The sequence below is a fragment of the Mesorhizobium sp. M1E.F.Ca.ET.041.01.1.1 genome (assembly GCF_003997355.1).
Classification (GTDB): domain Bacteria; phylum Pseudomonadota; class Alphaproteobacteria; order Rhizobiales; family Rhizobiaceae; genus Mesorhizobium.
In genome coordinates this window covers 1-20,731 of record NZ_RZSL01000046.1, presented here as the reverse complement: position 1 = coordinate 20,731, position 20,731 = coordinate 1, and the positions used below count along the sequence as shown (strand labels likewise).

The window sequence follows — 20,731 nt, the reverse complement described above, 5'->3', positions numbered from 1 at the left end:
GATCTTCCGAGGCGTGCTTGAAGCTGTACCACCGGCCATCCGGATCCCTGCGCTGCTGGACGGTTCCATTCTGGACGCGATGGCTGAAGCAGGTGCGAACGGGCGTTGCGGCAGAGGCGGTCGAGCGCCAGACGAGATCCATGCACATCTTGCCGTCGTTGCTGAGATGCCATGTGCCCTCGGCGACAGAAGTTGAATCGGGCTTGGACGTGAAGGCCCGCATCTTTCTGTCTTGCGCGAAATAGGCGGCTCCGTCGTCCCAATTCCAGGTGCGGTCCGCATAGAAAAGCTGCAGCTCGAACGCCGTCGGCGTGGTGACTGCGTGAGCCGGCGCGGGTTCCTGAGCGCCGGCCGCGTGAGCGGCGCCGCAAAGCGCCATCCCCCCACAGGCGAGGATTAGCATCCGGGCGGATCGATCGCGACCCACGCCCCTGGCTGGTTCGGATGGCCATATTTTTCGAGCTGTCTGCACAATGAACGATAACATGCCGATGTCGCCTTTCTTTTCGGCGTCACCACCCAGGCTGGGTCTTCCCCAACATCGCAGTTACCGCCCCCGGGTGTTATTAATGGTCGCCCGAGAAACGGTGTCAACCTTTCGTTGCATAGGCAACAAGAGTGCTTTGCGGACAGTGATCGCGGCCGCGCCAAGCTTGTGGATTTGAGCAAGCCGCTGGTCTATAGGATCAGCCGCCCTTGATGGAAGCGGAGACGTAGAACGGGCCGCAAACCAGGCAAGGCCCGAATTTCGGCGGCCGCACGCCGGACAGGAAACCGGCAAGGCAACCGGCGATGCAAACCGCCCCCGACCGCGCGGAGCATCCTCGAAAAGTGGAGCATTTGCCGTAACGCGGCGGTGGACGCCATCGGAGAATTGGTTGAAGCGAGCGGTATCGATAATCGTCACCCTGGCGCTGCTGGCATGGCTTGCCAGCGACTCGCGCTGGAAGATGGTCGGCGATGCATTTGCCAGCATCACGCCCGGCGCCTTCGCGGCGGTGACGCTGGCGCTGTTCGTCACCTATGTGCTGCGCGCGCTGCGCGTTTGTGACGAATTCCGCGACGAGGTGAACGGCCGCTTCGGCGCCTGCCTGCGCGTCATACTGATCCACAACGCCATGATCAACGTGGTGCCGTTCCGCGGCGGCGAGACCGCCTTCCCGCTGCTGCTTCGCCAGGTGTTCGGCATCTCGATCGTGCGCGCCGGCGCCTCGCTCTTGTGGTTCAGGCTGCAGGATGCCTTCGTCGTCGGCGTGCTTGCCTGCCTTGTGTGGCCGAGCCTCCATCCGGCGCTCCGGGCAGCGGGCATCGCGGCGCTGATTGCCGTCGCCTGGTACCTGCCGCGCTGGGCGCGCGCGCCGCATGACTGGGCCCATCGCGGCAGCATCGTCTCGAAGCTCGGCAAATTGCGCGACATCTTCACCGAGGCCACGGGGCGCTCCCGCTACGGCTGGTGGTGGACAGTGGCCAATTGGACGCTGAAGCTTGCCGTGCAGGGATGGCTGCTCGCGATGCTGCTCGGCACCTCCTTCCAGACCGCCTTTCCCGGCGCTGTCGGAGCCGAGGCCGCGGCCATCCTGCCGGTGCAGGGCGTTGCCGGCTTCGGCACCTACGAGGCGGGCGCCGCGGCGGCGTTGCTCTATTCCGGCATCGCCGTGAAGGACGGCCTGCAGGCGGCGCTGGCACTGCATCTCTTCATCCTCTGCTCGGCCGTCGCCACCGGCGCGATCGCCTGGCTGTTTCCCTCCAAATCGACGCTGCCGGAGAACCCGGCCACGGGACCCGCAAGGAAATGACCGCAATGAACGTGCTTCCCATTCCTGTCTCGGGCCTGCCCGAGGGCGCCGTCATGCCCGAGCACAGGCTTTCCATCGTCATTCCGATGTATAACGAGGCCGACAATGTCGAGCCGCTGCTCATGCGCATCCACCAGGCGATGGAGAACTACAGCCAGCCCTGGGAAGTGGTGCTGGTGGACGACGGCAGCACCGATGCCACGCCGAACGAAATCCGCAGGCTCGCGGCCGAATACGGTCCGCATGTGCATGGCGTGGAACTGGTGCGCAACTTCAAGCAGACCGCGGCCATGCAGGCAGGCCTCGACGCCGCCCGCGGCGACGTCATCGCGACGCTCGACGGCGACCTGCAGAACGACCCGTTCGACATACCGCGCATGGTCTACCGGCTGCTGACCGAGGATTTCGACCTCGTCGCCGGCTGGCGCAAGAACCGCCAGGAAGGTTTCTGGATGCGCAGGCTGCCTTCGCGCATCGCCAACTCGCTGATCGCGCGCGTCACCGGCGTGCGGCTGAAGGATTATGGCTGCAGCCTGAAGGTCTTCCGCGGCAGCGTCATCCGCAGCGTCCGGCTTTATGGCGAAATGCACCGCTTCATCCCGGCGTGGCTGGCGACGGTGACGACGCCGCGCCGCATCGCCCAAGAAGTGGTAACCCATCACGCCCGCATCCACGGGCAGTCGAAATACGGTATCTCGCGCACCTTCCGCGTGGTGCTCGACCTCGTCTTCATGTTCTTCTTCATGCGCTATCGCACCAGGCCCGGCCATTTCTTCGGCGGCATCGGCATCGTGCTCGGCGTGCTCGGTTCGCTGATCCTGACCTATCTATTTGCCCTGAAGGTGTTTTTCGGACAAGATATCGGAACGCGTCCGATGCTGTTCACCGGCTTCTTCCTGGTGATCGCCGGGCTGCAGGCGGTGACATCGGGGGTGCTCGCCGAAATGCTTTCGCGCGTCTATCTCGAGGCGAACGTCTCCCTCGCTTATGTGGCGCGGCCGCAGCCCGCGCATGGCGAAGGCGACGGCTGGCATTGGCCGAGCCCGCCGGCGGGCGCCAAGAAAAGCCGGCGCCGGAAATGATGCCGAACACCCCCTGCCCCAAGGTGAAGATCGCATGACCGTCCTGGTGACCGGAGCCGCCGGCTTCATTGGCAGCCATGTCTGCCAACGCCTTCTGGCTCGCGGCGACGCGGTGATCGGCGTCGACAGCATGAACGCCTACTACGATCCCGCGCTGAAAGCGGCGCGGCTCGCCAGGCTTTCCCCATACAAGGGATTTTCGTTCCATCGGCTCGACATCGCCGAGCCCGGCGCCCTGGCTGGGAAGCTCGAGGGAACGCAGGTCAGCGGCATCGTCCATGTCGGGGCGCAGGCGGGCGTGCGCTACTCGCTCGAAAATCCACGCGCCTATATCCACGCCAACATCGCAGGCCATCTGGAGGTGCTGGAGCTCTACCGCGCCTCGCCCAGCGTCAGGCACCTGGTCTATGCCTCCTCGAGCTCGGTCTATGGCGGCAACACCAAGGTGCCGTTCGCGGAAACCGACCGCGTCGACAATCCGGTGTCGATATATGCCGCGACCAAGAAGGCCGACGAGCTGATCAGCTCGACCTACTCGCATCTCTTCGGCCTGCCGCAGACCGGTTTGCGCTTCTTCACGGTCTACGGTCCATGGGGGCGCCCTGACATGGCCGCCTGGATCTTCACCGAGGCAATGCTGGCCGGCAAGCCGATCCGCGTCTTCAACCATGGCGAGATGTGGCGCGATTTCACCTATGTCGACGACGTCGTCGAGGGCGTGATCGCGGTTCTCGACAAGCCGCCAGGGGCCGGCGTTGAGCGCCACAGGATCTACAACATCGGCAACAGCCAGCCGGTGCATCTCGGCCGCTTCATCGAGACGCTGGAAAACCTGCTTGGCGTCAAGGCGATCCGTGAGGACCTGCCCATGCAGCCTGGCGATGTCGAGAAGACCTATGCCGACACCAGCGCGCTGGAACGCGACTTCGGCTTCAAGCCGAAAGTGTCGATCGAGGAAGGACTGGCGAAGTTCGTCGACTGGTATCGGCACGAATGGCGGCCGGAAGGCAAGAGGTAGGGCATAAGCCGCCGCCGGCCCCTGCCCTACATGCATCCTTCGATGAATGGGCCGCTGACCCATAGCGAGCCATTGGTGTACATGGCGGTCCCGCTGTCGTCGGTGTAGCCATGGGATTGCTCATCGACATGCAGTTTGCCATTGGGCACCAACTGCCCGTTCACCTTGATGCTCTTGATGAAAAGGTTGCGATCGCCGGGCGAGCCGTCTCCGGCCCACTGGTCGTTGATATAGCGAATCTCGATTGACTTTGGATTGGGCGCGCCGCTGAGATCGATGCGGAACGGCCGCGCGTCCATTGCCGCATCGTTCAGTTCCGCCACGCGCTCCTCGCTTGTCGATGCCTTGCTCCCCTTGCCCTGGACGGCGATTTCAGCAAGTCGCTTGCCGTCAACGAGAACGTCGAAGTGAGGCGGACCCTGGTAATCGGTGCCGGCCGCGTCGATCTCCAGAGACATGGCGGTGCAGTGCCCGGCGTCCGTCTCGTTCTCGGCGACAAGGTTTGCCATTCGCCGCTTCTGCGACTGCACCCATCCGGCGATCGGCTGCAAAAGCGCCGTTCGGTCGCTTGAACCGTCGTTGAAGAGGTTCGCCCTCTCCCCGGGATCCGTCCTGAGGTCGTATTCTTCGACCTTGCCGGTGGTCGCGTTGAAAATCACCTTTCGATCGTCTTCGCGATAGCCGAGCAAGGACCCGGCCCAGGGGTTGAAGAAGAAGGTCTTGTTCGGCCGCTGCTCGCTGAACAGGCTGCGTCCCTGCCATTGCTTCGGCAGTGGAAGTCCGAGTACGTCGAAGATCGTCGGGGCGACATCGATAATGCCGCCAACCGGATGCGCGACCTCGTCATGGAAAAGGCGCTTGTTGATCATGATCAGCGGGATGTGGACGTTCTCGTCGTAGATCGCGCTGGCATGGATATACTCGCCATGCTCCCCGAACGCCTCGCCATGATCGCCCAGGATGACGACAAGTGTCGAATCGAGCTTCCCTGACTGCTTCAGCGATTCAAGGATTTCACCGAGCGCCGTGTCGCCGACCTTCAAGGCGTTGAGATAGGCGTTGAATTTCTCATCATCGACATAGTGCATCGGCCCCCTGTCTTTGGCGGAAGGCGTCATCTTCGAGAACATCGGGCTGTCGGAGATGTAGGGATAGTGGGTCATCGCCGTGAACATTATGCCGAAGAAAGGCTGCTCCGAATCCTTGTTCATCCAGTCGATGATCGATTGCGCCGTGCAGAGATCGCTGTTGTAGTCCATGTTCTTCCACTGCTCGGTGCTGAGCTTGAAGGTCGGGGTGGCGCATTTTTGCCCTCGGTAGTCCTGGATCACATCCAGTCCCTTGTTGAGCAAAAACTCATCCACTCGCTGGAAGCGGGAATCCGCACTCCAGAAAAACCCGGTTCGAAAATCGTGCTTGGACAGCGTGTTGGAAATCGAATCCAACGGCAGATACGGGTACCTGCTGGTCATCCCGTAGAACGAGATGTCGTTATACATCGAGGTCAGCAGGGAGAATATCGAGTAGTGGGTGGAAGGCGCGTGCGCATAGATGTTGTCGAAGCGGATGGAATCCGCGGCATAGCTCTTGATGTTCGGCGTAATCGGATACTTGCCGCCAAAGGTCTCGATGTACTTTGATGGTACCGACTCCATCATGAAGATCAGCACGTTCTTGATCGGATTTGGTGTCGGCGCCTGGAAGCTTGATGTTTCCGGCGGACGCTCGCCGACGCTGGCGACATCGGGATCATCGGCGCCGGCGCCGATCGCCAGCATGACCGGCGTTGAACTGAACCAGGCCGACTGTACGAAATAAACGAGCGGATTGTCGACCTTCGGCGCCGGCAGCGCTTCCGCGCGCACGTGATAACCGGTAGCGGCCAGCGCCGCGCCGACACACAGGACCAGCGCTATCAGAAACGCCCGGTGACCCGCGGAACTCAGCCGGTGGCCCCACCTGCCTGCGGCGGAGCCGAGGACCAGCACCAAGACGATTGACCCGCCAAGGGTCGCGGCGCCTCGCATATTGAGCGCGTCGCCCATGGCATTCTTGGCGTCGGCATTCTGCAGGAAGTCGCCATAGACCAGCCACTGGAACGTGAATGGCTCACCCAGCATCTTGACGAGATTGATGTTGGCAAACCCCCAAGCCAGCGACACCACGACGACGAGATAGAAGAGGAAGACGATTGCCGCGAAGGCAAGCCTGCTTGCCTTTGCGGCAAAGAGCAGGATCAGCGTTGCCGCCGTCAGTGACGCAACGAGGATCAGATCGTAGTAGCTTGCCGCCAATCCCATGGGGATGGACGCCAGAACGCCCTGAAGTGTCGTTTGCGGATCGAGGATGACGCCCCGGTAGACGCCCAGCAGCAGCCATGACAACAGGCTGGTGCAAATGATGCGCAAGGACATGCGCCTGAAGCGCAGGTTCCGCGTCAAGGCCGTTTTCGTCTTCGATTGCGCCTGGCCGCTTTCGGATCGGCTCGCCGATCCCACATTGCCGCCGATACTCATGCAATTGCCCGCCGCCAGTTTGCGCTCCGGCCACAACCACTGCCGGCAGCTTTCAAACCCACGCTTGCAGAATCAGCCCGGGCCAAAAAAGAGTCAACAAAATCAAGTATGCATTAACCATGTCTCTTCAGAACTGGTTAACCGAACATATTGAAAGACAATTGGTTTCGCTGATTGACGGCGGATAAGGGCGCGCCGGCCGGAATTGGCAAGCCGGCGAATTTCGACGACGACAAGATTGAGCTAGACGGCCTTGGCACTCCGGTTCTCGCCAAACCGGCTTCCCTTCCGGACATCAGCCGAACGCATACAGATCGTCCGTCGAGGCGGCTCTGAAATAGGTTACGAATTCCCAGTAATTCTCGATACGGTCGACGAAAGGCCGCTGCGGCGGCTTCAGGATCTCGGTCTCGAAATGATCCAGGCGCTGGGAACCGCCGAGATAGGCGATGATCGCATTGCCAACCAGCGGATCGCCGATGTCGCTGTAATGGATCGGAAAAAATGGCTGCCGGGTTTCGAACAGCACGGATCTGATCTTCGCGCGAAACAGGTTCAGTTCGCGCAGATAGGCGTTGAACCGGTCTATGTCGAAGTACACCTTTTTCCTCGGACTATCGGACGCGACGGGATCGGAGGCGTGCACCGTCCAGACCCCAGAAGCCTCCGCCTCGAGCAGCGAGACGAAGGACGCGATCGGATTTCTTACAAGCCAGAGCTTCTTGACGCCCTCATCTTCGAGCACGGGGAGTATGGCCGGCCGGGTCTGATCGGGAAATATGTGAAAACCGACAAAGCGCGCCGACGGATCGTCGAAAATCCGCGCGATGAAGCGCTCCGGCTCGGCATCCCGCAGATCGACGCGTTCGCGCGGCAGGTTCATTTTCTCATGGTAGTCATAGCGCAAGCCGACAAAGCCCGGATTGAAGACTTCGCCGTGCAAGACCATGCCGTCATACTGGTTGAGATGGCGATTGAGCGCTTGGGACCCGGTTCTTGGCGAAGCGATCAGCACGAACTTTTGGCAAGACTGCATTCGGACCACGCCCAATCAACAGATGTCTGAAAATACACCAATGGCCGTTCAATTGAGAGCCGTCGCATGAATCGGCAACGGCGGGCGCATGACGCACCCGCCGTCGGATTTATTCCAGCACCGGCTCGAGGATCAGCCGCCACGCAGGCGCGTCGGGCTCAGGCTTGCGATGGTCGTACGCTGCGCGGACGGACAGGTCGGGAGGAAGCGGCTCGCATCCGCGTAAGTCATGGTCGCGATGGAATTCTTCAGCCCACCACGCTTGGCGATCCATCCGCGAACCCAGCCAGGATAGTTCTTCATCATGAAGTTCGCGGCAACCTGATTGCCCCGCGCACCGGCACCATAGGGCAGATGGAAGCCGAACGATGCGTTGCGCGTGACGCATATCTTGCTCTTGGGCATGGACAGATAGAGCGTGCAGGCCGAGTCGCACGCACCATCGAATCGCACAAAGCCGCCGCTGCGCCGCAGCTTCAAGGCACGGATGGCATAGTCGATCACATAGCCACCGCGATCGCCGCTGATCGTCTTGACGTTGGCGGTGCCGAGACTGATGCGCGGACGCAGCAATTCCCCTGCAGAGCTCGTTGAGACCATCGCGCCCATCAGACCGAGCGCAGCGAGAAACTTCACCGTCGTTTTCATTTGCGCCTCCTGCTATGCCGTGAACGATTAGCCGGGACGCGTAAAGATTGGTTATGCCGTGTCGCTAAACTTGTAACAGTCGATTGATTGTACAGCCTTTTTAGGGACCGCTTGATGGTCTTGGTTTACCAACGGCGCAGAAGGATGATCACCGAAAAGTAAACCAGGGATGGTCAAAAGGCACAGAAGCGGAAGAACGCTGCTTATGAATTTGGGGCAGAGGAACCGGCAATGGCCATTGGGAGCAAGCTGAGGAAGCCGTCGAAGCCGCAAGGCGGTCGTCGCCGCATCTTGGTGGTGACGCAAGCGATCCGGCTCGACGTCGACATCGACGACGCCACGGCGCCCGGCGAACTTGCCAGGCTGTTCGCCGAGGACGGAGACGACGTCATCCTGCTGTGGGTTGTCGGCCGGGATGTGCCGTCTGCCGACGAGGTGGCAGCGTACCGCTCGGAATTCGAGGCCGCCTCGGTCAAACTGGAGGTTCTCGACAGGTCCGATCAACTGCTCCCTTCGCTGGCGACGCCCGAGAGCCGCTCCGCGGCGTTGCTGCATTACCTCGAACGGTCCAATCACGATCTGGTCTACGCGCCCCTCGAGGGCGGATTGGCTTATTACACGCTGCTGGCGGCCGAAACCGGGGCCTTCGCGCCTCCGCCGATCATTGTCTTCGCCAACGCTCCGGAGGAATGGGCGCGCGAAGCCGACAAGGCCTTCATGGGAAGCACCGAGGCGATCGCCATCGCCTATATGGAAAAATACTGCGCGGAGATGGCAGGCCGGACGATCTGTGCCTCCGCCACGCTGCGCAAGTGGATGCTGTCGAAAGGCTGGAAGGTCCGCAAGGCGGCGGTGATGCCGATGTTGCCGCTGTCCGCCGGCATCGGCCGGGCCGGTGCGCGGCCGGCGCCCAAAAGCGGACCTGTGCGAGAGCTCGCCGTCTTCTCCACGGCGCGGTTTCGTGATGGCCTGACGCTGCTTTGCGATGCGCTGGACTTGCTCGCGCCGTCGGCGCCCCCAGGCCTGACCCTTACGGCGTTTGCTCCCTTCGGCAAGATCATGGGCGAGCACAGCGGCGGACTGCTTCTGCGCCGGGCCGAGAAATGGCCGTTCAAGCTCAAGATTTTGCCCGCCGCGGATCTGGATGCGAAGCTCGACTACGTCCAGCGCAACGGTGCGTTGGCGGTCATCCCTTCGCTTGCCGCATCGACAGGCGCCGCCGTCGCCACCTGTATCGCGGCGGGATTGCCGTTCGTTGCCACCAACGCCGGCGCCAATGCCGAGGCGTGGAACGCAGAGGCGGAGCAGCCTCGATTGGTCGAGCCTGACGCCGGCCAGTTGGCCCGCTCGATCCTGGCCGCGCTCGGCAGCCCGCCCCGCCCGCGGCGGATAGACGTTTCTGGTCATTGTCGGCAGGCCTGGCTCGCCACACGCAATCCGCCGGCATCGGCCGTACGCCGGCGCGTTGGCAAGCGCGCCGGTCCGGCGCCGCTGGTTTCGATCGTCATGGCCCATCGCAACCGGCCGCTCTATCTGAAACAGGCGATCGCGGCGATCGAAGCGCAAACCTACGACCGGCTGGAACTAGTGCTGGTCGATGACGGAAGCGACCAGGATGAAGCTAGGCGGTTGCTGGATGCGCTGGAGCCGGCCTTCCGTCAGCGCCGATGGAAGATCTTGCGCCGGCCGCACAAACACCTTGGCGCCGCGCGAAACGCCGGTGTCCGCGCCGCGCGTGGCGAGTTGATCCTGTTCGCGGATGATGACAACGCGCTTTTTCCAGAGGCCGTCGACCAGTTCGTCCGCGCCATGACGGCATCTGGAGCGGATATCTGCACCGCCTTCCAACTGATCTTCTACGAGGATTTCGTTCCCGCGGACCGGGCGGACGGGCTGATCCAATACTTGCCGCTCGGCGGCCCCGACGCTCTCGGCCTGATCCACAATGTCTATGGCGATGCCAATGCAATGGTGCGCCGAGAGGTTTTCTCACAGATCGGGTTTCTGATCGAAGAGCCTGGCTATGCCATGCACGACTGGGAATTCTTCGCGCGAGCTTCCCTTGCCGGGCTGAGGATCCGGCCGATTCCGAAGCCGCTTTACTGGTATCGCTCGAAGCCGGACGGAATGTTCCGGACCTCGAACTGGTACGACAATCGCCGTCCCATCATCGAGGCGTTCAGGTCGGGCCGATTCGACGACGCCGGGCTGCTGTATCAGCTTGCCATCGCCCAGAACACGGCACGATCCGAAATCGAAAGCGCGCGCGAAAACCTGAGATATACCCCCGCCTATCGAAAGTATCTCGAACTCTGCGATCTCGAACCGAACAGCGATGCGGCCATCGGAAGCCTCGCCGCCATCGCCCTGGCGACCGGGCGTCCCGATACCGCGGCGACCTTGCTTGAGGGGGACGCAGCCAGGACCAGTGAGGACACTCCAGACGAGGCCGATGGAGCCCACGGCTCACGCAGCCTCGCCTTTCAAGCGCTGAGGAGCGCTAGGCTTCTCACGCCGCGCGTCTGCGATCTTCCATTGCTCCTGGTGGCGCGGGACGATGGCGGGATATTCCTGCGACCGCATCTGGACGGGCCAGTCGCGGCGTCGCTCGATCAACAATTTCCACCCTTCTTCCGCAGGCTGGAGGCAGCAGTGGAAGTCGCGCATTCCAACGCGCCGGCAATCGACTTCGGCCTTGCCCTCGCCCGCCCCGACTGGATCATCGACTGGCAGCAGGACATCGCTCGGCAAACCATCGCTTTTTCCGGATGGACGGCCGTTCGGGACAAGTTCGCGCGCCACCGCCTGGTGGCGTCGCTTCGCGTGCGGCACAAAACGCCGCTCTCGATCATTCTGGCGGTTCGTTTCGCGGAAACTCCCAACGGTTTTCCAACCAATGCCTTCTTTCGAAAGCTGACGCTTTTCAGCGATTGAGCGCTGCCCGAGACCCATGCTGCCGCGGTTAAGGTTAACCCGGCTTGGCGCTCCACACTCACCCCGATAACCTCCCGTTATGGTTGACAAATTATTAACCGGTTATATTATTAAGGTTTATGGGGCATGTGGTGGAAAGGGGTTTGTCATGCGTAAGATCCAGTCGCTGCTGTTGGGCGGACTTAGCATTCTGGGCGTGAGCGTCGCTTTTTCCAACGCGGCGCAGGCACAAATCGAAGTTGCTCCGGTCAAGGAAGCCGAGCTCGCTTGCGAGCAGGCCCTCAAGATCGGCACGATCGAGGCGCTCGAGGACTATTTGCACCGTTATCCGAACGCGCCGACGGCTTGCAAGGCGCTGGCCCTCAACAGCCTGGCGCAGTTTTCGGCAGATGGCGGCAGCAACGGCAACGGCGACGGTGGACACCGCTACGGCGGTTAAACACCAGCGGCCTCTTCCGACTCATCAGATCGCCAGCTCAGGTGGCCGCGGTTTCCTCTGACCGCGGCTTGGTCGTTTTCGCGACGTATTCGGCGTAGCGGTCCGAGGATTTCATCCAGCCAAGTTCCACGAGCTGCGCGCTGTCGCCGCGATAGTGGACAGACCGGCTGTTTCGAAGCGACAATTTCGGATCGCGTTCCAGTGCTTCCATGTAGGCAGCGCGCTCCTCAAGCGTCTTTTCCTTGAGTTGCGCATTCTCGCCCAGGGAAGATGCCGATTTCTGCTGAAAGCCCCAGATGAATTTGAAATGCAGCAGCGCGATGCGAAGTTCGCTGAAACGAACCTCGCTGATCGTATGTTGCGCCGCATGGTAGTGCGTGCTCCTGCCCCATCGCACGATCGGCACCTTGGTCAGGCACGGAGGGAAAGTCTGCTTGAACCGGCCGTGCCAGAAGGCACGTTCCCTCACGCCGCCGAACATCTGCTCGGGCGGATAAAGACCGTCGCGCGCGCGCAGCCACCCAGGCTCCGGATCGAAATAAGGCGACGCCTCGACAAGAGGGCTTTTGCCGTCATAGCTGCATTCCGCCAGCGGCCCGTCGGCATACATGTCGATCATCGAGCCGATCACAGCCTCGGCGCCGGTCGAGTCCAGATAGCCGCAAAGCCGGCGCAGGTTCACACGCTCGAAATCGGGATAGACGAGCAGTTCGTCGGCATCGACCGATAGGCACCAGTGGCCGGAGCCGAACACGCGCATCAGCGTGTTGATCCATCGCGGCGGAGTGATGTTCTCCGCGAAATGCGACCCTTCGGTGTGAAAGCAATGGCTGTCCGGCTGCGCCAGTATCAGCTCACGCGTTCCATCCGTTGAGCCGTTGTCCAGGAAGAAGAAGCGGTCGACGCCGAGGCTGCGATAGTGATCGAGAAGATGCGGCAGCAACGTCGCTTCGTTGCGCAGTCCCACAAAGCACAGGATCTCGCCTTTGCTCACATCGATAGGCCGATCGTCCAGCCTTTCGAGGTGTTTTGGAGACCGATGGATGGGCATCCGAGCGTTGATCCGGGTTACGCGAATGCGGGTGCGATATGGGTAAGCCGATTATCCCCGCGAGACAATTATCAAAGTGTTATCCTACTCTTTGCAAGACTGTCTCGACCCGCTGCGGCTGATGATCGAGGGGGACTGATTGAGCATTGGTTCTAAGGCAGGCGCGATTGCTGCGCGCAAGCGACAGGCAAGCCAGAAGCCCCGGAATGTGTGTGTCGTCTCGGAGGTCGCGTTCGGCTCGACGGTGACCGCCGATCCCGGCTCGGCGACCTACGCGCTGGCGCAGCATCTGGCGAAGATCGGTGACACGGTCACGCTGCTATGGGTGGCAAACCCACTCGGTAGCCAACCCGACGAGCAGGAGATCGCGAGGCTCGCCAAATGGTGCTTCGATAATTTCCTGGTGCGGCTCGAACTGCTGCCGTCATCGCCCGAATTGCTGCGCGGAATGGAGTCGAGCGACAAGAATTCTGTAGCCGTCTATCATTACCTCAAGCAGAACGCTTTCGACGTCGTCTATTTTTCGCTCGAGGGCGGACTGGCGCACTTCCCGACCGTCGCCAAGCGCACGGGGGTGTTTCCCGATCCTCCCGTGCTCGTGGTGCTCGCGCACGAGCCACTGATGTGGAAACTGGAGGCGAATGCCCGGGCGGTCGAGCGTAAGGAGCAGATGACCGTCGCGCATATGGAAAGGATGTCGGCGGAAACCTGCGACCATATCGTCGTAACCGGCCAGTCTTTGCTCGACTGGATGACCAAGGCGGGCTGGAAGCTGCCCGCCAGCCGGCACATCGCGACGCCGCTTGAGCCTGAGGAGTGGCGTTCGGACTTCACCCTCGACCGCTACAGGCCACGAGACCGGCCGACTGCGGAAGTGGTGCACTTTTCAGGCACGGAAGCGCGCAGCGGACTGACGCTGTTCTGCGACGCGCTCGATCGCCTGGCCGACGCCAGCGTGACCGACATCGCCGTGACGGTCGTCGGAGCGTTTGGGCATGTGCTCGGCGAGCACTCGGGCGGCATGATCGTTCGGCGGGCTCGACAATGGCCGTTCAAACTGAAGCTCCTGCCCATCCGGGACGTGCCGGAAATCTTCCGTTACCTACGGCAGAGTCGTGCGCTGGTGGCAATCACCCATTCGGCCGCGCAACTTCCGCTGGATGTCGTGGCGTGCCTCGACGAGGAGATTCCGTTCATCGCGACGGATGTCGGCAGCGTGCGTGACCTGCTCCATCCGAAATCCGCCGACGCCGTCATGATGGAGGCGTCGCCTTCCGGGATCGCGGCCAAGATCGCTTCAACGCTGGAGAGCCCCTCGTTCCGCCCTGCAAAGCCGCTGCAGAACCGCGACGCACGCGAAAAGGCCTGGAGCAAGCTGCACGCCAAACTGTGCCGGCAGCCCGGCAAGGCCGCCGGCCGCGGCCGAGGCGCTCTGCCGCTCGTTTCGATCATCACGGCGCATTACAATCGGGCGCGCCTGCTGCCGCAGGCGATTGCCTCGGTTCGGCGCCAGGACTACCCCAACATCGAATTGATCGTCGTCGATGACGGCAGCACGGATCCGGAGGCAATCGAGCTGCTGGCGGAACTGGAGCCCGAATTCAAGCGGCGCGGCTGGCGCATCATCCGGCAGAAGAATGGTTTCCTCGGCAAGGCACGCAACACCGGAATTCGAGCCGCGAAGGGTTCGTTGATCCTGTTCCTGGATGACGACAACGCACTGTTTCCGAATGCGGTCAGCACATTCGTCGCCGGTGTGCAAAAGTCCGGCGCCGACATCTGCACGACCTTTGCCAAGTGGCTCAATGAGCCCTTCGTGCCGCCGGACACCAAAAGCGGCTATATGCTCTATTTTCCGGTCGGCGGCCCTCCGGACATCGCCCTGATCACCAATCCCTATGGCGATGCCAATGCGATGTTCCGGCGTGAGGTGTTCGACAAGGTAGGGTACCTCAACGAGGAGCGCGGCTTTTCGGCGAGCGACTGGGAGTTCTTCCTGCGCGCCGATCTGGCAGGTCTCACGATCGTCACGATCCCGGAGCCGCTCTACTGGTACCGCTCCTCGCCGACGGGCATGAACCGGAATGCAGAATGGCTGAGGAACCGCAGGCCGATCATCAATGTGTTCCGAAAGCACAAATTCGCGCACACCGACATGTTCGTGCAGCTTGGCATCAGCTCGAACACCGCCGATCATGAAAAGGAACTCAACCTCTGGAACCTGGAACTGCGCGTCAAGGATGATCGTTATCTGCGGCTAAGCTCGGCCCCCGCCAATTCCACCGACGCGATGCAGTTGCTGGCCGAGATTGCGGCGCGCGAAGGCAGGCCCGATACGGCGATTTCGCTTCTCGCCCATTCCGGGCGATCGGACTTCACGCTGGGTGTCGTCGACCTGCTCGACGCGACGGCCGAGGACACCGTGCCGGAACTGTATTCCGCGCTTCAGCGCGAGCGATACCTCCCGGCCGAGGTCCTGCGCCTTGCCCATGTCGGCTCGTATCCGGATGCCGATCCCGATCTGTTGACCTATGTCGAACAATCGCCGGACCAACTGTTCGTCCAGGCCAAGGGCAATATTGTCTCAATGGCTTTGCTGAAGGGCGTCTGCCCACCCGGCACAGTCGGCGCGGATTGCTGGGTCTACCTCGACGAAGCATTGACCGGGCCGGCGCAGTTTCAGATCGCGATCGTCGATGCGGAAAACCGGACTTTCAGCGATCTCGCTCGGCTCCTCGAAAATGGCGATGGAAGCGGCTGGGCCGATGTCAGCCGCCCGCATGAACCCCGCGAGATCATGGCGAGCGTCGACACGCCGGCATCAGCCAGGCGCGATTTGCTGCTTGCCGTCAGATGTGGCGGCAATCGGCCCGACGCGCCGGTGCTCGGCGGTTTTTCAAGCATCAAGATCCGCAGTGTCGTCTCGCCCGACGCGAGGCGCCCACGCCTCAACGCGCCGCAATCGCGCCAACGCACGCGGCGGCTGACAGGCGAGGAACTGAAGCATTCGACGCTCGTGACGAATTATCCCTCCGAACTGCCGTTGCTTCTCGTCGCTGGCGACAATGGCGGCATATTCCTGCGGCCGAGCACGCATGGCCCGGTCGTAGCCGCGCTCAACGCCGCTTTTCCGGCATTTGCCAGGAGCGCCATCGCGACGGTGGAGATGGCCCACGAGGAGGCGTCGCCGTTCGAGTTCGCCATGGCTCTCGGCAGGCCGGAGGAAAAACTCGTTTGGAACCGCGACGCTCCCGTCGGCGCCTTGGCGTTCTCCGGATGGACACGGGTTTCGAAACCTTTCGAGCTGCATGACCTGAAGGTTTCCATCCGGGAAATCGATCGCAAATGGCTGACGATCTATCTGGCGATCCGGCTGCCGCGCGGTTCGAAACCCATGCCGTCCAACGCCTTCTGGCGCAAGCTGTTGCTCGTGTGGGATTGAGGCGGGCGAGGCAGTCGCGCGAACGTTACTTGGCAGCACCAAGAACTGCGGTAATAGACGGGGTCGTCCTGGGGAGGTATCTTGAAGATGAAGTCTGTATTCAGCCTCATCCTGGCGATTTTTATCGTCGCTGGCAGCGCGGCTTCGTTCAAAGCGACCGCCCAGGAACGTGACGTCGGGCCGAAATGCACCCAATGGAATTCGTACCGTGTCCTGTTCAAGAAGGGCGAAGGAAAGATTTCGGACGAAACCGCCAATTCGCTGGCGGCGTTCCTGAAAGACAGCGGGCGCGATTGCGGCTACAGGCTTTACGCGACGGCGAGCAAAGAAGGCAATTACACCAAGGCCGATGGCATAGCCGGCCGCAGGCTCGACGCGACCAAGGATTTTCTCAAGACGCAAGGTGTGAAACCCGAAATGGTGCTGGCGCTTTCGCACTGGGTCGATGACAGCGCCGCGGATACGAAACAGGCGCGGAGTGCGATTCTGTACGCGCTTCCGAAGCAAGGAATCTCCTGCCGGCAGTATGAGAAAAGGAGTCCTCTGCAGGTCCCCATGTTCTTCGACAGCCAGTCTCTTGTGATTTCGCCGCAGGTCAAAAGTGACCTCGAGAAATTTGCCACCAGCATCAAAGACACGCGCTGCAACGTGGAATTGACAGCGATGGCAGCGAAGGAATTCACCGGCGCGAACACCGCGAAGACGAACAAGGACCTGGCCAAGCAGCGCGTCAAGGCGATCATGGACATCCTAACCGCCGCCGGCATCGACAGCGACCGGCTCATCGACACGCATGTGGACTATGTCGGCGACAAGAAGCCGAACACCGCCAAGAATCGTCTGGCCACGGCGTCGCTGATGTAGCGCGCCGGCCGCCGGCGCAACGCCGGTACAACGTGCCGCGCGACGCTCACGCCGCGGCGCGCCAGGCGCCGGGCGCAAGTCCCTTGATCGCCTTGAACACCCTGGTGAGATGGCTCTGGTCGGCGAAGCCGGTCGCCGCGGCGATCTCGGCCAGCGGCATGTCGGTTTTGATCAGCGCCGAGGCGGCGCGGATACGGCGGTCGCGCAGATATTGTCCAGGCGTCATGCCGGCGGCGCGGTGGAAATCGCGGATGACCTGGAAGCGGGTGACCCCGGCCGTCGCCGCCAATCGAGCGAGATCGAAGCCGGCAGAAAGATCTTCGGCAATCAGCTCGCCATAGAGGCGGAAGCGCTGCGCCGTTTCACCGCCATCCGAAGCGCGATCGCGGACCTTGCGGTCGCCGAAGCGGCTGGCCAGTTCGCGCAGCGCCATGAGCATGGCCGCTTCCTGCTCGAGCTTCCCGGCCAGGCGATGCGCCTTCACGAAGGCCCACGCCAGTTCCGGCGCCTCGACAATGCCCTCGCTGAACATCGGCAATCGCGACTGCTCGATATCCTCGGCGATCTCGGCCATCAGCGCGACGTCGGGATAGCAGGTGCGGTAGGCCCAGCCGGCGGGAGCGCCTTTCTCGCCGTCATGCGGCTCTTCCGGATTGACGATGATGATCGAGCCCGCCGGCGCCAGATGCTGGCGGCGGCCGATCCTCAGCTTCTCGACGCCGGCCACCACGACGCCGAACACCCAGGTCGGATGCGTGTGCAGCGCGTAGGCATGGTCGCGGTAGCGGGCGGCGAGCATTTCCAGGCCGCCAAGGCCCTCATGCCTGGTCAGCCTTGCTGCTTCGCGCTCCCTTTGCTCGCCGGCATCGCTCATGGCCAGCAGCCTTTCTTGAAACCGTCCTGCCCGTCAATCCCGTTCAAGACGGAAGCCGAAGGCATCGGCAACATCGCCGCAATCGAGAGCGGAGACACGACGATGCAGAACAACGACAGGATAGCGGCGATCGTGCCGGAGGTGATCGGCTGGCGGCAGGCGATCCACGCCAATCCGGAGCTCGGCTTTGCCGAGCACGAGACAGCGGCTTTCGTCGCGGCGAAGCTGAAGGAATTCGGCCTTGCGGTTCACACCGATGTCAGCGCCACCGCGGTGGTGGCGACGCTGACGAAAGGCAGGGGCGGCAAGGCCATCGCGTTGCGCGCCGAGCTGGACGCGCTGCCGATCAGGGAAGCCGCCAATGTCGCCTACGCCTCGCGCAAGGACGGCGTCATGCATGCCTGCGGCCATGACGGCCATACCGCCATGCTGCTCGGCGCGGCGAAATTGCTGGCCGAGGACGAGGACTTCGACGGCACGGTGGTGTTTGTCTTCCAGCCGGCCGAGGAAGTGCTCGGCGGCGGCAAGAAGATGATCGAGGACGGGCTGCTGAAGCGCTTTCCGGTCGATCAGGTGTTTGCGGTGCATAACTGGCCGGGTTTTCCGGAAGGCCATATCGGCGTGCGCGCCGGACCGCAGATGGCGGCGGTCGACGATTTCGAGATCGTCTTTCGCGGCAGCGGCTGCCACGCGGCGATGCCGCATCTGGGCGACGATCCGCTGCTGGCCGCCGCAAGCTTCGTGACAGCGATCCAGCGGCTGGTTTCCCGCAGCGTCGATCCGCTGTCGCCGGCCGTATTGTCTGTGACGCAGATCCATGGCGGCCGCTTCAATAATTTCGTCCCGGGCGAAGTGAAGGTCGAAGGCACCTGCCGCTTCTACGACCGCGCGCTCTCGGACCATTGCGCGGCCGAGATCGAGCGCGTGGCGCGCTCCACGGCAGCGATCCACGGTGTCAGCGCCGAACTGTCCTATAAGCGCGGCTATCCACCGGTGGTGAACCCGGCGAACGGAGCGGCACTCGCAGCCTTGGCCGGCTCGGACACGGTTGGTGCGGAACACGTCTCGACCGAGTTCCAGCCCAGCATGGGCTGCGAGGATTTCGCTTTCCTGCTGCAGGGCGTCGGCGACGGCGCCTATGTCTGGATCGGCGCCGGCGATGTCGGCCCCGGCGCCGGGCTGCATGGCGACCGCTTCGTCTTCAACGACGCCATCATCCCGATCGGCATCCGCTTCTTCCTCAATGTCGTCCAGCGCGCGCTGCCGGTCGGCGGGAGGTAGCGCGATTGCCAAGCGTGGAGATTTCGCGCAACGGTCGAGCGATCGAAACGACCGCGAGATCTGATGCCGGGGACTGACAAGACCGTGCTCATCACCGGCGCGCGCGCGCCGGTGGCGCTGCATCTGGCGCGCCTGCTTCATGGCGCCGGCCGCCAGGTGATCCTGGCCGACACGCCGGCGCGGCCGATCGCGGCCGCAAGCAAGGCCTGCGCGCGCTATCATCGCCTGCCGCCGCCGCGCTTCGAGCCGCAGGCTTATGCCGAGATGGTCGAGACGCTGGTCCGGGCTGAAGGCGTAGACCTCGTCATCCCGACGTGCGAGGAAGTCTTTTATCTCGCGCTGGCCTGGCGTGGTCGAAGGATGCCGGCGCCGCTACTCGCCCCCGACATCGACCTGCTGGCGGAGGTCCACAACAAGTACAGCTTCGTCCGACTGGCCGAGCGCCTCGGGCTGACGGTGCCGGAGACCACTCTGCTCAATTCTCGCGACGATCTGGAGGCGGTCCGCCGCCGCTCGCGCGACCTGGTGTTCAAGCCGGTCTGGTCGCGCTTCGCCAGCCAGGTGCTGCTGCGTCCGACGCCGGACTTCCTCGATGCCATCGTCCCCTCTCCCGCCATGCCTTGGGTGGCGCAGCGTTTCATCGATGGCGAGGAGATCAGCGCCTATGCGGTGGCGCGCGAAGGCAGGCTCAAGGGGCTGGCGCTCTATCGTTCGCTCTACCGCGCCGGCAAGGGCGCCGGCATCTTCTTCGAGCGGGTCGAGGATCAGGCAGCGCGAGAGCTGGTCGAGTGCATCGTTGCCGGCACGTCATGGACCGGGCAAATCTCGTTCGACCTGATGCGCGAGGCGGACGGTCGCGTGCTGCCGCTGGAATGTAATCCGCGCGCCGTCAGCGGCCTGCATTTTTTCCGCGATCCGGTGCGGTTTGCCGATGCGATGCTGGACGACGGGCCTGAGGCCGCCCCCGATGTGGTCGCACCGCAAACCGTGCGGCTTGCCATGTGGATTTATGGATTGCCGGCGGCCTTGCACTCCGGCGGTCTCGCCCACTTTCGAACGGCGATGCGCGAAGGCCAGGAATTGCTCGACTGGCCGGGCGACCCGGCGCCGGTGAAGGCGCAGTGGACGGCATTGGCCGAGATCGCCCGCGTGGCTTGGTGCCAGCGCATCAGCCTGCAGGCGGCGTCGACGCGCGATATCGAGTGGAACGGGCCGGCAGATTGCCGCTGACGTTGGCGGGACAGCACCCCCCTCTGGCCTGCCGGCCATCTCCCCCGCAAGGGTGGAGATTATCAGCTTCGCCTTCGGCGCCCTTATTGCAGCGTCGGAGATTGGCGAAAGCCGGTGCGACAGCAAATCTCCCCCCTTGCGGGGGAGATGTCCGGCAGGACAGAGAGGGGTGTGACGGAATGAGACGCCGCTTTCTAGTGTCGCGATCACAACTCGATCTGATACACCCTCGGTTCACTCGCCGAAGGCGGCATTTTCCCCTCCATGATCGCCGCGATGTCGCGGCGCAGGAAATCGAGCGGGCCGATCACCGGCAGCGCCGGCGGCGCGAAACGGGCGTTGTCGCTTGCCGATTTCAGCACCCGGCGGTCCTGATGCAGCGCGATGGTGAACAGCGGCTTGAAGGCGAGCGCCTTCAACTCGCCGAGCAAGCCCTGCCGCTGGCCGATCAGCCAACCGACGCCCTCGACGGTGCGCTCGTCCGCCTGGCGCAGATGAAAGGTGGTGGCGAGCACCAGCC

General features: G+C 62.8%; 16 protein-coding genes and 1 pseudogene. 10 read left to right on the top strand and 7 right to left on the bottom strand.

Features of this window, described 5'->3' with window-relative positions:
* Positions 1–403, bottom strand: a 403-nt coding sequence (locus EOA38_RS06705) for a DUF995 domain-containing protein (protein ID WP_245480786.1), incomplete at its 3' end; no start/stop codon positions are given.
* A 475-nt stretch (positions 404–878) separates the two neighbouring features.
* On the opposite strand from EOA38_RS06705, the gene EOA38_RS06700 reads away from it, so the two are divergent.
* The 3 genes from EOA38_RS06700 to EOA38_RS06690 are packed head-to-tail and all read left to right on the top strand — an operon-like array spanning position 879 to position 3,896.
* The gene (locus EOA38_RS06700; protein WP_126094807.1) at positions 879–1,796 is read left to right on the top strand and encodes a lysylphosphatidylglycerol synthase domain-containing protein; all 918 of its coding nucleotides are present in this window, start codon (positions 879–881) and stop codon (positions 1,794–1,796) included.
* A gap of 5 nt (positions 1,797–1,801) precedes the next feature.
* Positions 1,802–2,878, top strand: coding sequence for a glycosyltransferase family 2 protein (locus EOA38_RS06695; RefSeq protein WP_127298800.1), 1,077 nt, complete (start codon positions 1,802–1,804; stop codon positions 2,876–2,878).
* A gap of 34 nt (positions 2,879–2,912) precedes the next feature.
* A complete protein-coding gene (locus tag EOA38_RS06690) occupies positions 2,913–3,896 on the top strand; it encodes an NAD-dependent epimerase/dehydratase family protein (protein ID WP_126094809.1) in 984 nt (327 codons plus the stop codon).
* A 26-nt stretch (positions 3,897–3,922) separates the two neighbouring features.
* Here EOA38_RS06690 and EOA38_RS06685 read toward each other — a convergent pair whose 3' ends face one another.
* Positions 3,923–6,304: a sulfatase-like hydrolase/transferase gene (locus tag EOA38_RS06685; RefSeq protein WP_189434528.1), complete on the bottom strand. Its 2,382-nt coding sequence runs from the start codon at positions 6,302–6,304 to the stop codon at positions 3,923–3,925.
* Between EOA38_RS06685 and EOA38_RS39005 the strand changes: the two genes are divergently transcribed.
* Positions 6,294–6,566: a hypothetical protein gene (locus EOA38_RS39005; protein WP_189350178.1), complete on the top strand. Its 273-nt coding sequence runs from the start codon at positions 6,294–6,296 to the stop codon at positions 6,564–6,566. The two genes, EOA38_RS06685 and EOA38_RS39005, sit on opposite strands and share 11 nt — an antisense overlap.
* 141 nt (positions 6,567–6,707) lie before the next feature.
* Here EOA38_RS39005 and EOA38_RS06680 read toward each other — a convergent pair whose 3' ends face one another.
* On the bottom strand, positions 6,708–7,448 hold the full coding sequence (locus EOA38_RS06680; RefSeq protein WP_126094812.1) for a hypothetical protein: 741 nt from the start codon (positions 7,446–7,448) through the stop codon (positions 6,708–6,710).
* A gap of 132 nt (positions 7,449–7,580) precedes the next feature.
* On the bottom strand, positions 7,581–8,096 hold the full coding sequence (locus EOA38_RS06675; protein ID WP_245464737.1) for a hypothetical protein: 516 nt from the start codon (positions 8,094–8,096) through the stop codon (positions 7,581–7,583).
* A 231-nt stretch (positions 8,097–8,327) separates the two neighbouring features.
* On the opposite strand from EOA38_RS06675, the gene EOA38_RS06670 reads away from it, so the two are divergent.
* Both EOA38_RS06670 and EOA38_RS06665 read left to right on the top strand, forming a co-directional pair.
* Entirely contained in the window at positions 8,328–11,030 is a 2,703-nt protein-coding gene (locus tag EOA38_RS06670) for a glycosyltransferase family 2 protein (RefSeq protein WP_127298799.1), read from the top strand.
* A 148-nt stretch (positions 11,031–11,178) separates the two neighbouring features.
* Positions 11,179–11,469: a hypothetical protein gene (locus EOA38_RS06665; protein WP_126094814.1), complete on the top strand. Its 291-nt coding sequence runs from the start codon at positions 11,179–11,181 to the stop codon at positions 11,467–11,469.
* Positions 11,470–11,506: 37 nt separating this feature from the next.
* Here EOA38_RS06665 and EOA38_RS06660 read toward each other — a convergent pair whose 3' ends face one another.
* A complete protein-coding gene (locus EOA38_RS06660) occupies positions 11,507–12,463 on the bottom strand; it encodes a glycosyltransferase family 2 protein (protein WP_189434526.1) in 957 nt (318 codons plus the stop codon).
* Between the two features lie 265 nt (positions 12,464–12,728).
* On the opposite strand from EOA38_RS06660, the gene EOA38_RS06655 reads away from it, so the two are divergent.
* Both EOA38_RS06655 and EOA38_RS06650 read left to right on the top strand, forming a co-directional pair.
* Positions 12,729–15,962, top strand: a complete 3,234-nt coding sequence (locus EOA38_RS06655; RefSeq protein ID WP_127298798.1) for a DUF6212 domain-containing protein — start codon at positions 12,729–12,731, stop codon at positions 15,960–15,962.
* Between the two features lie 87 nt (positions 15,963–16,049).
* On the top strand, positions 16,050–16,826 hold the full coding sequence (locus EOA38_RS06650; RefSeq protein WP_126094817.1) for an OmpA family protein: 777 nt from the start codon (positions 16,050–16,052) through the stop codon (positions 16,824–16,826).
* Between the two features lie 46 nt (positions 16,827–16,872).
* On the opposite strand, the gene EOA38_RS06645 is transcribed toward EOA38_RS06650, so the two are convergent.
* Positions 16,873–17,700, bottom strand: a complete 828-nt coding sequence (locus EOA38_RS06645; RefSeq protein WP_126094818.1) for an AraC family transcriptional regulator — start codon at positions 17,698–17,700, stop codon at positions 16,873–16,875.
* Between the two features lie 15 nt (positions 17,701–17,715).
* Between EOA38_RS06645 and EOA38_RS06640 the strand changes: the two genes are divergently transcribed.
* A complete protein-coding gene (locus tag EOA38_RS06640; RefSeq protein ID WP_245464738.1) occupies positions 17,716–18,981 on the top strand; it encodes an amidohydrolase in 1,266 nt (421 codons plus the stop codon).
* Between the two features lie 63 nt (positions 18,982–19,044).
* Positions 19,045–20,211 (top strand): ATP-grasp domain-containing protein, encoded by a 1,167-nt coding sequence (locus EOA38_RS06635; RefSeq protein WP_126094819.1) that lies wholly within the window; start codon positions 19,045–19,047, stop codon positions 20,209–20,211.
* 206 nt (positions 20,212–20,417) lie between these two features.
* Here EOA38_RS06635 and EOA38_RS06625 read toward each other — a convergent pair.
* Positions 20,418–20,731 (bottom strand): annotated as a pseudogene (locus EOA38_RS06625) ((2Fe-2S)-binding protein); the annotation flags it as partial.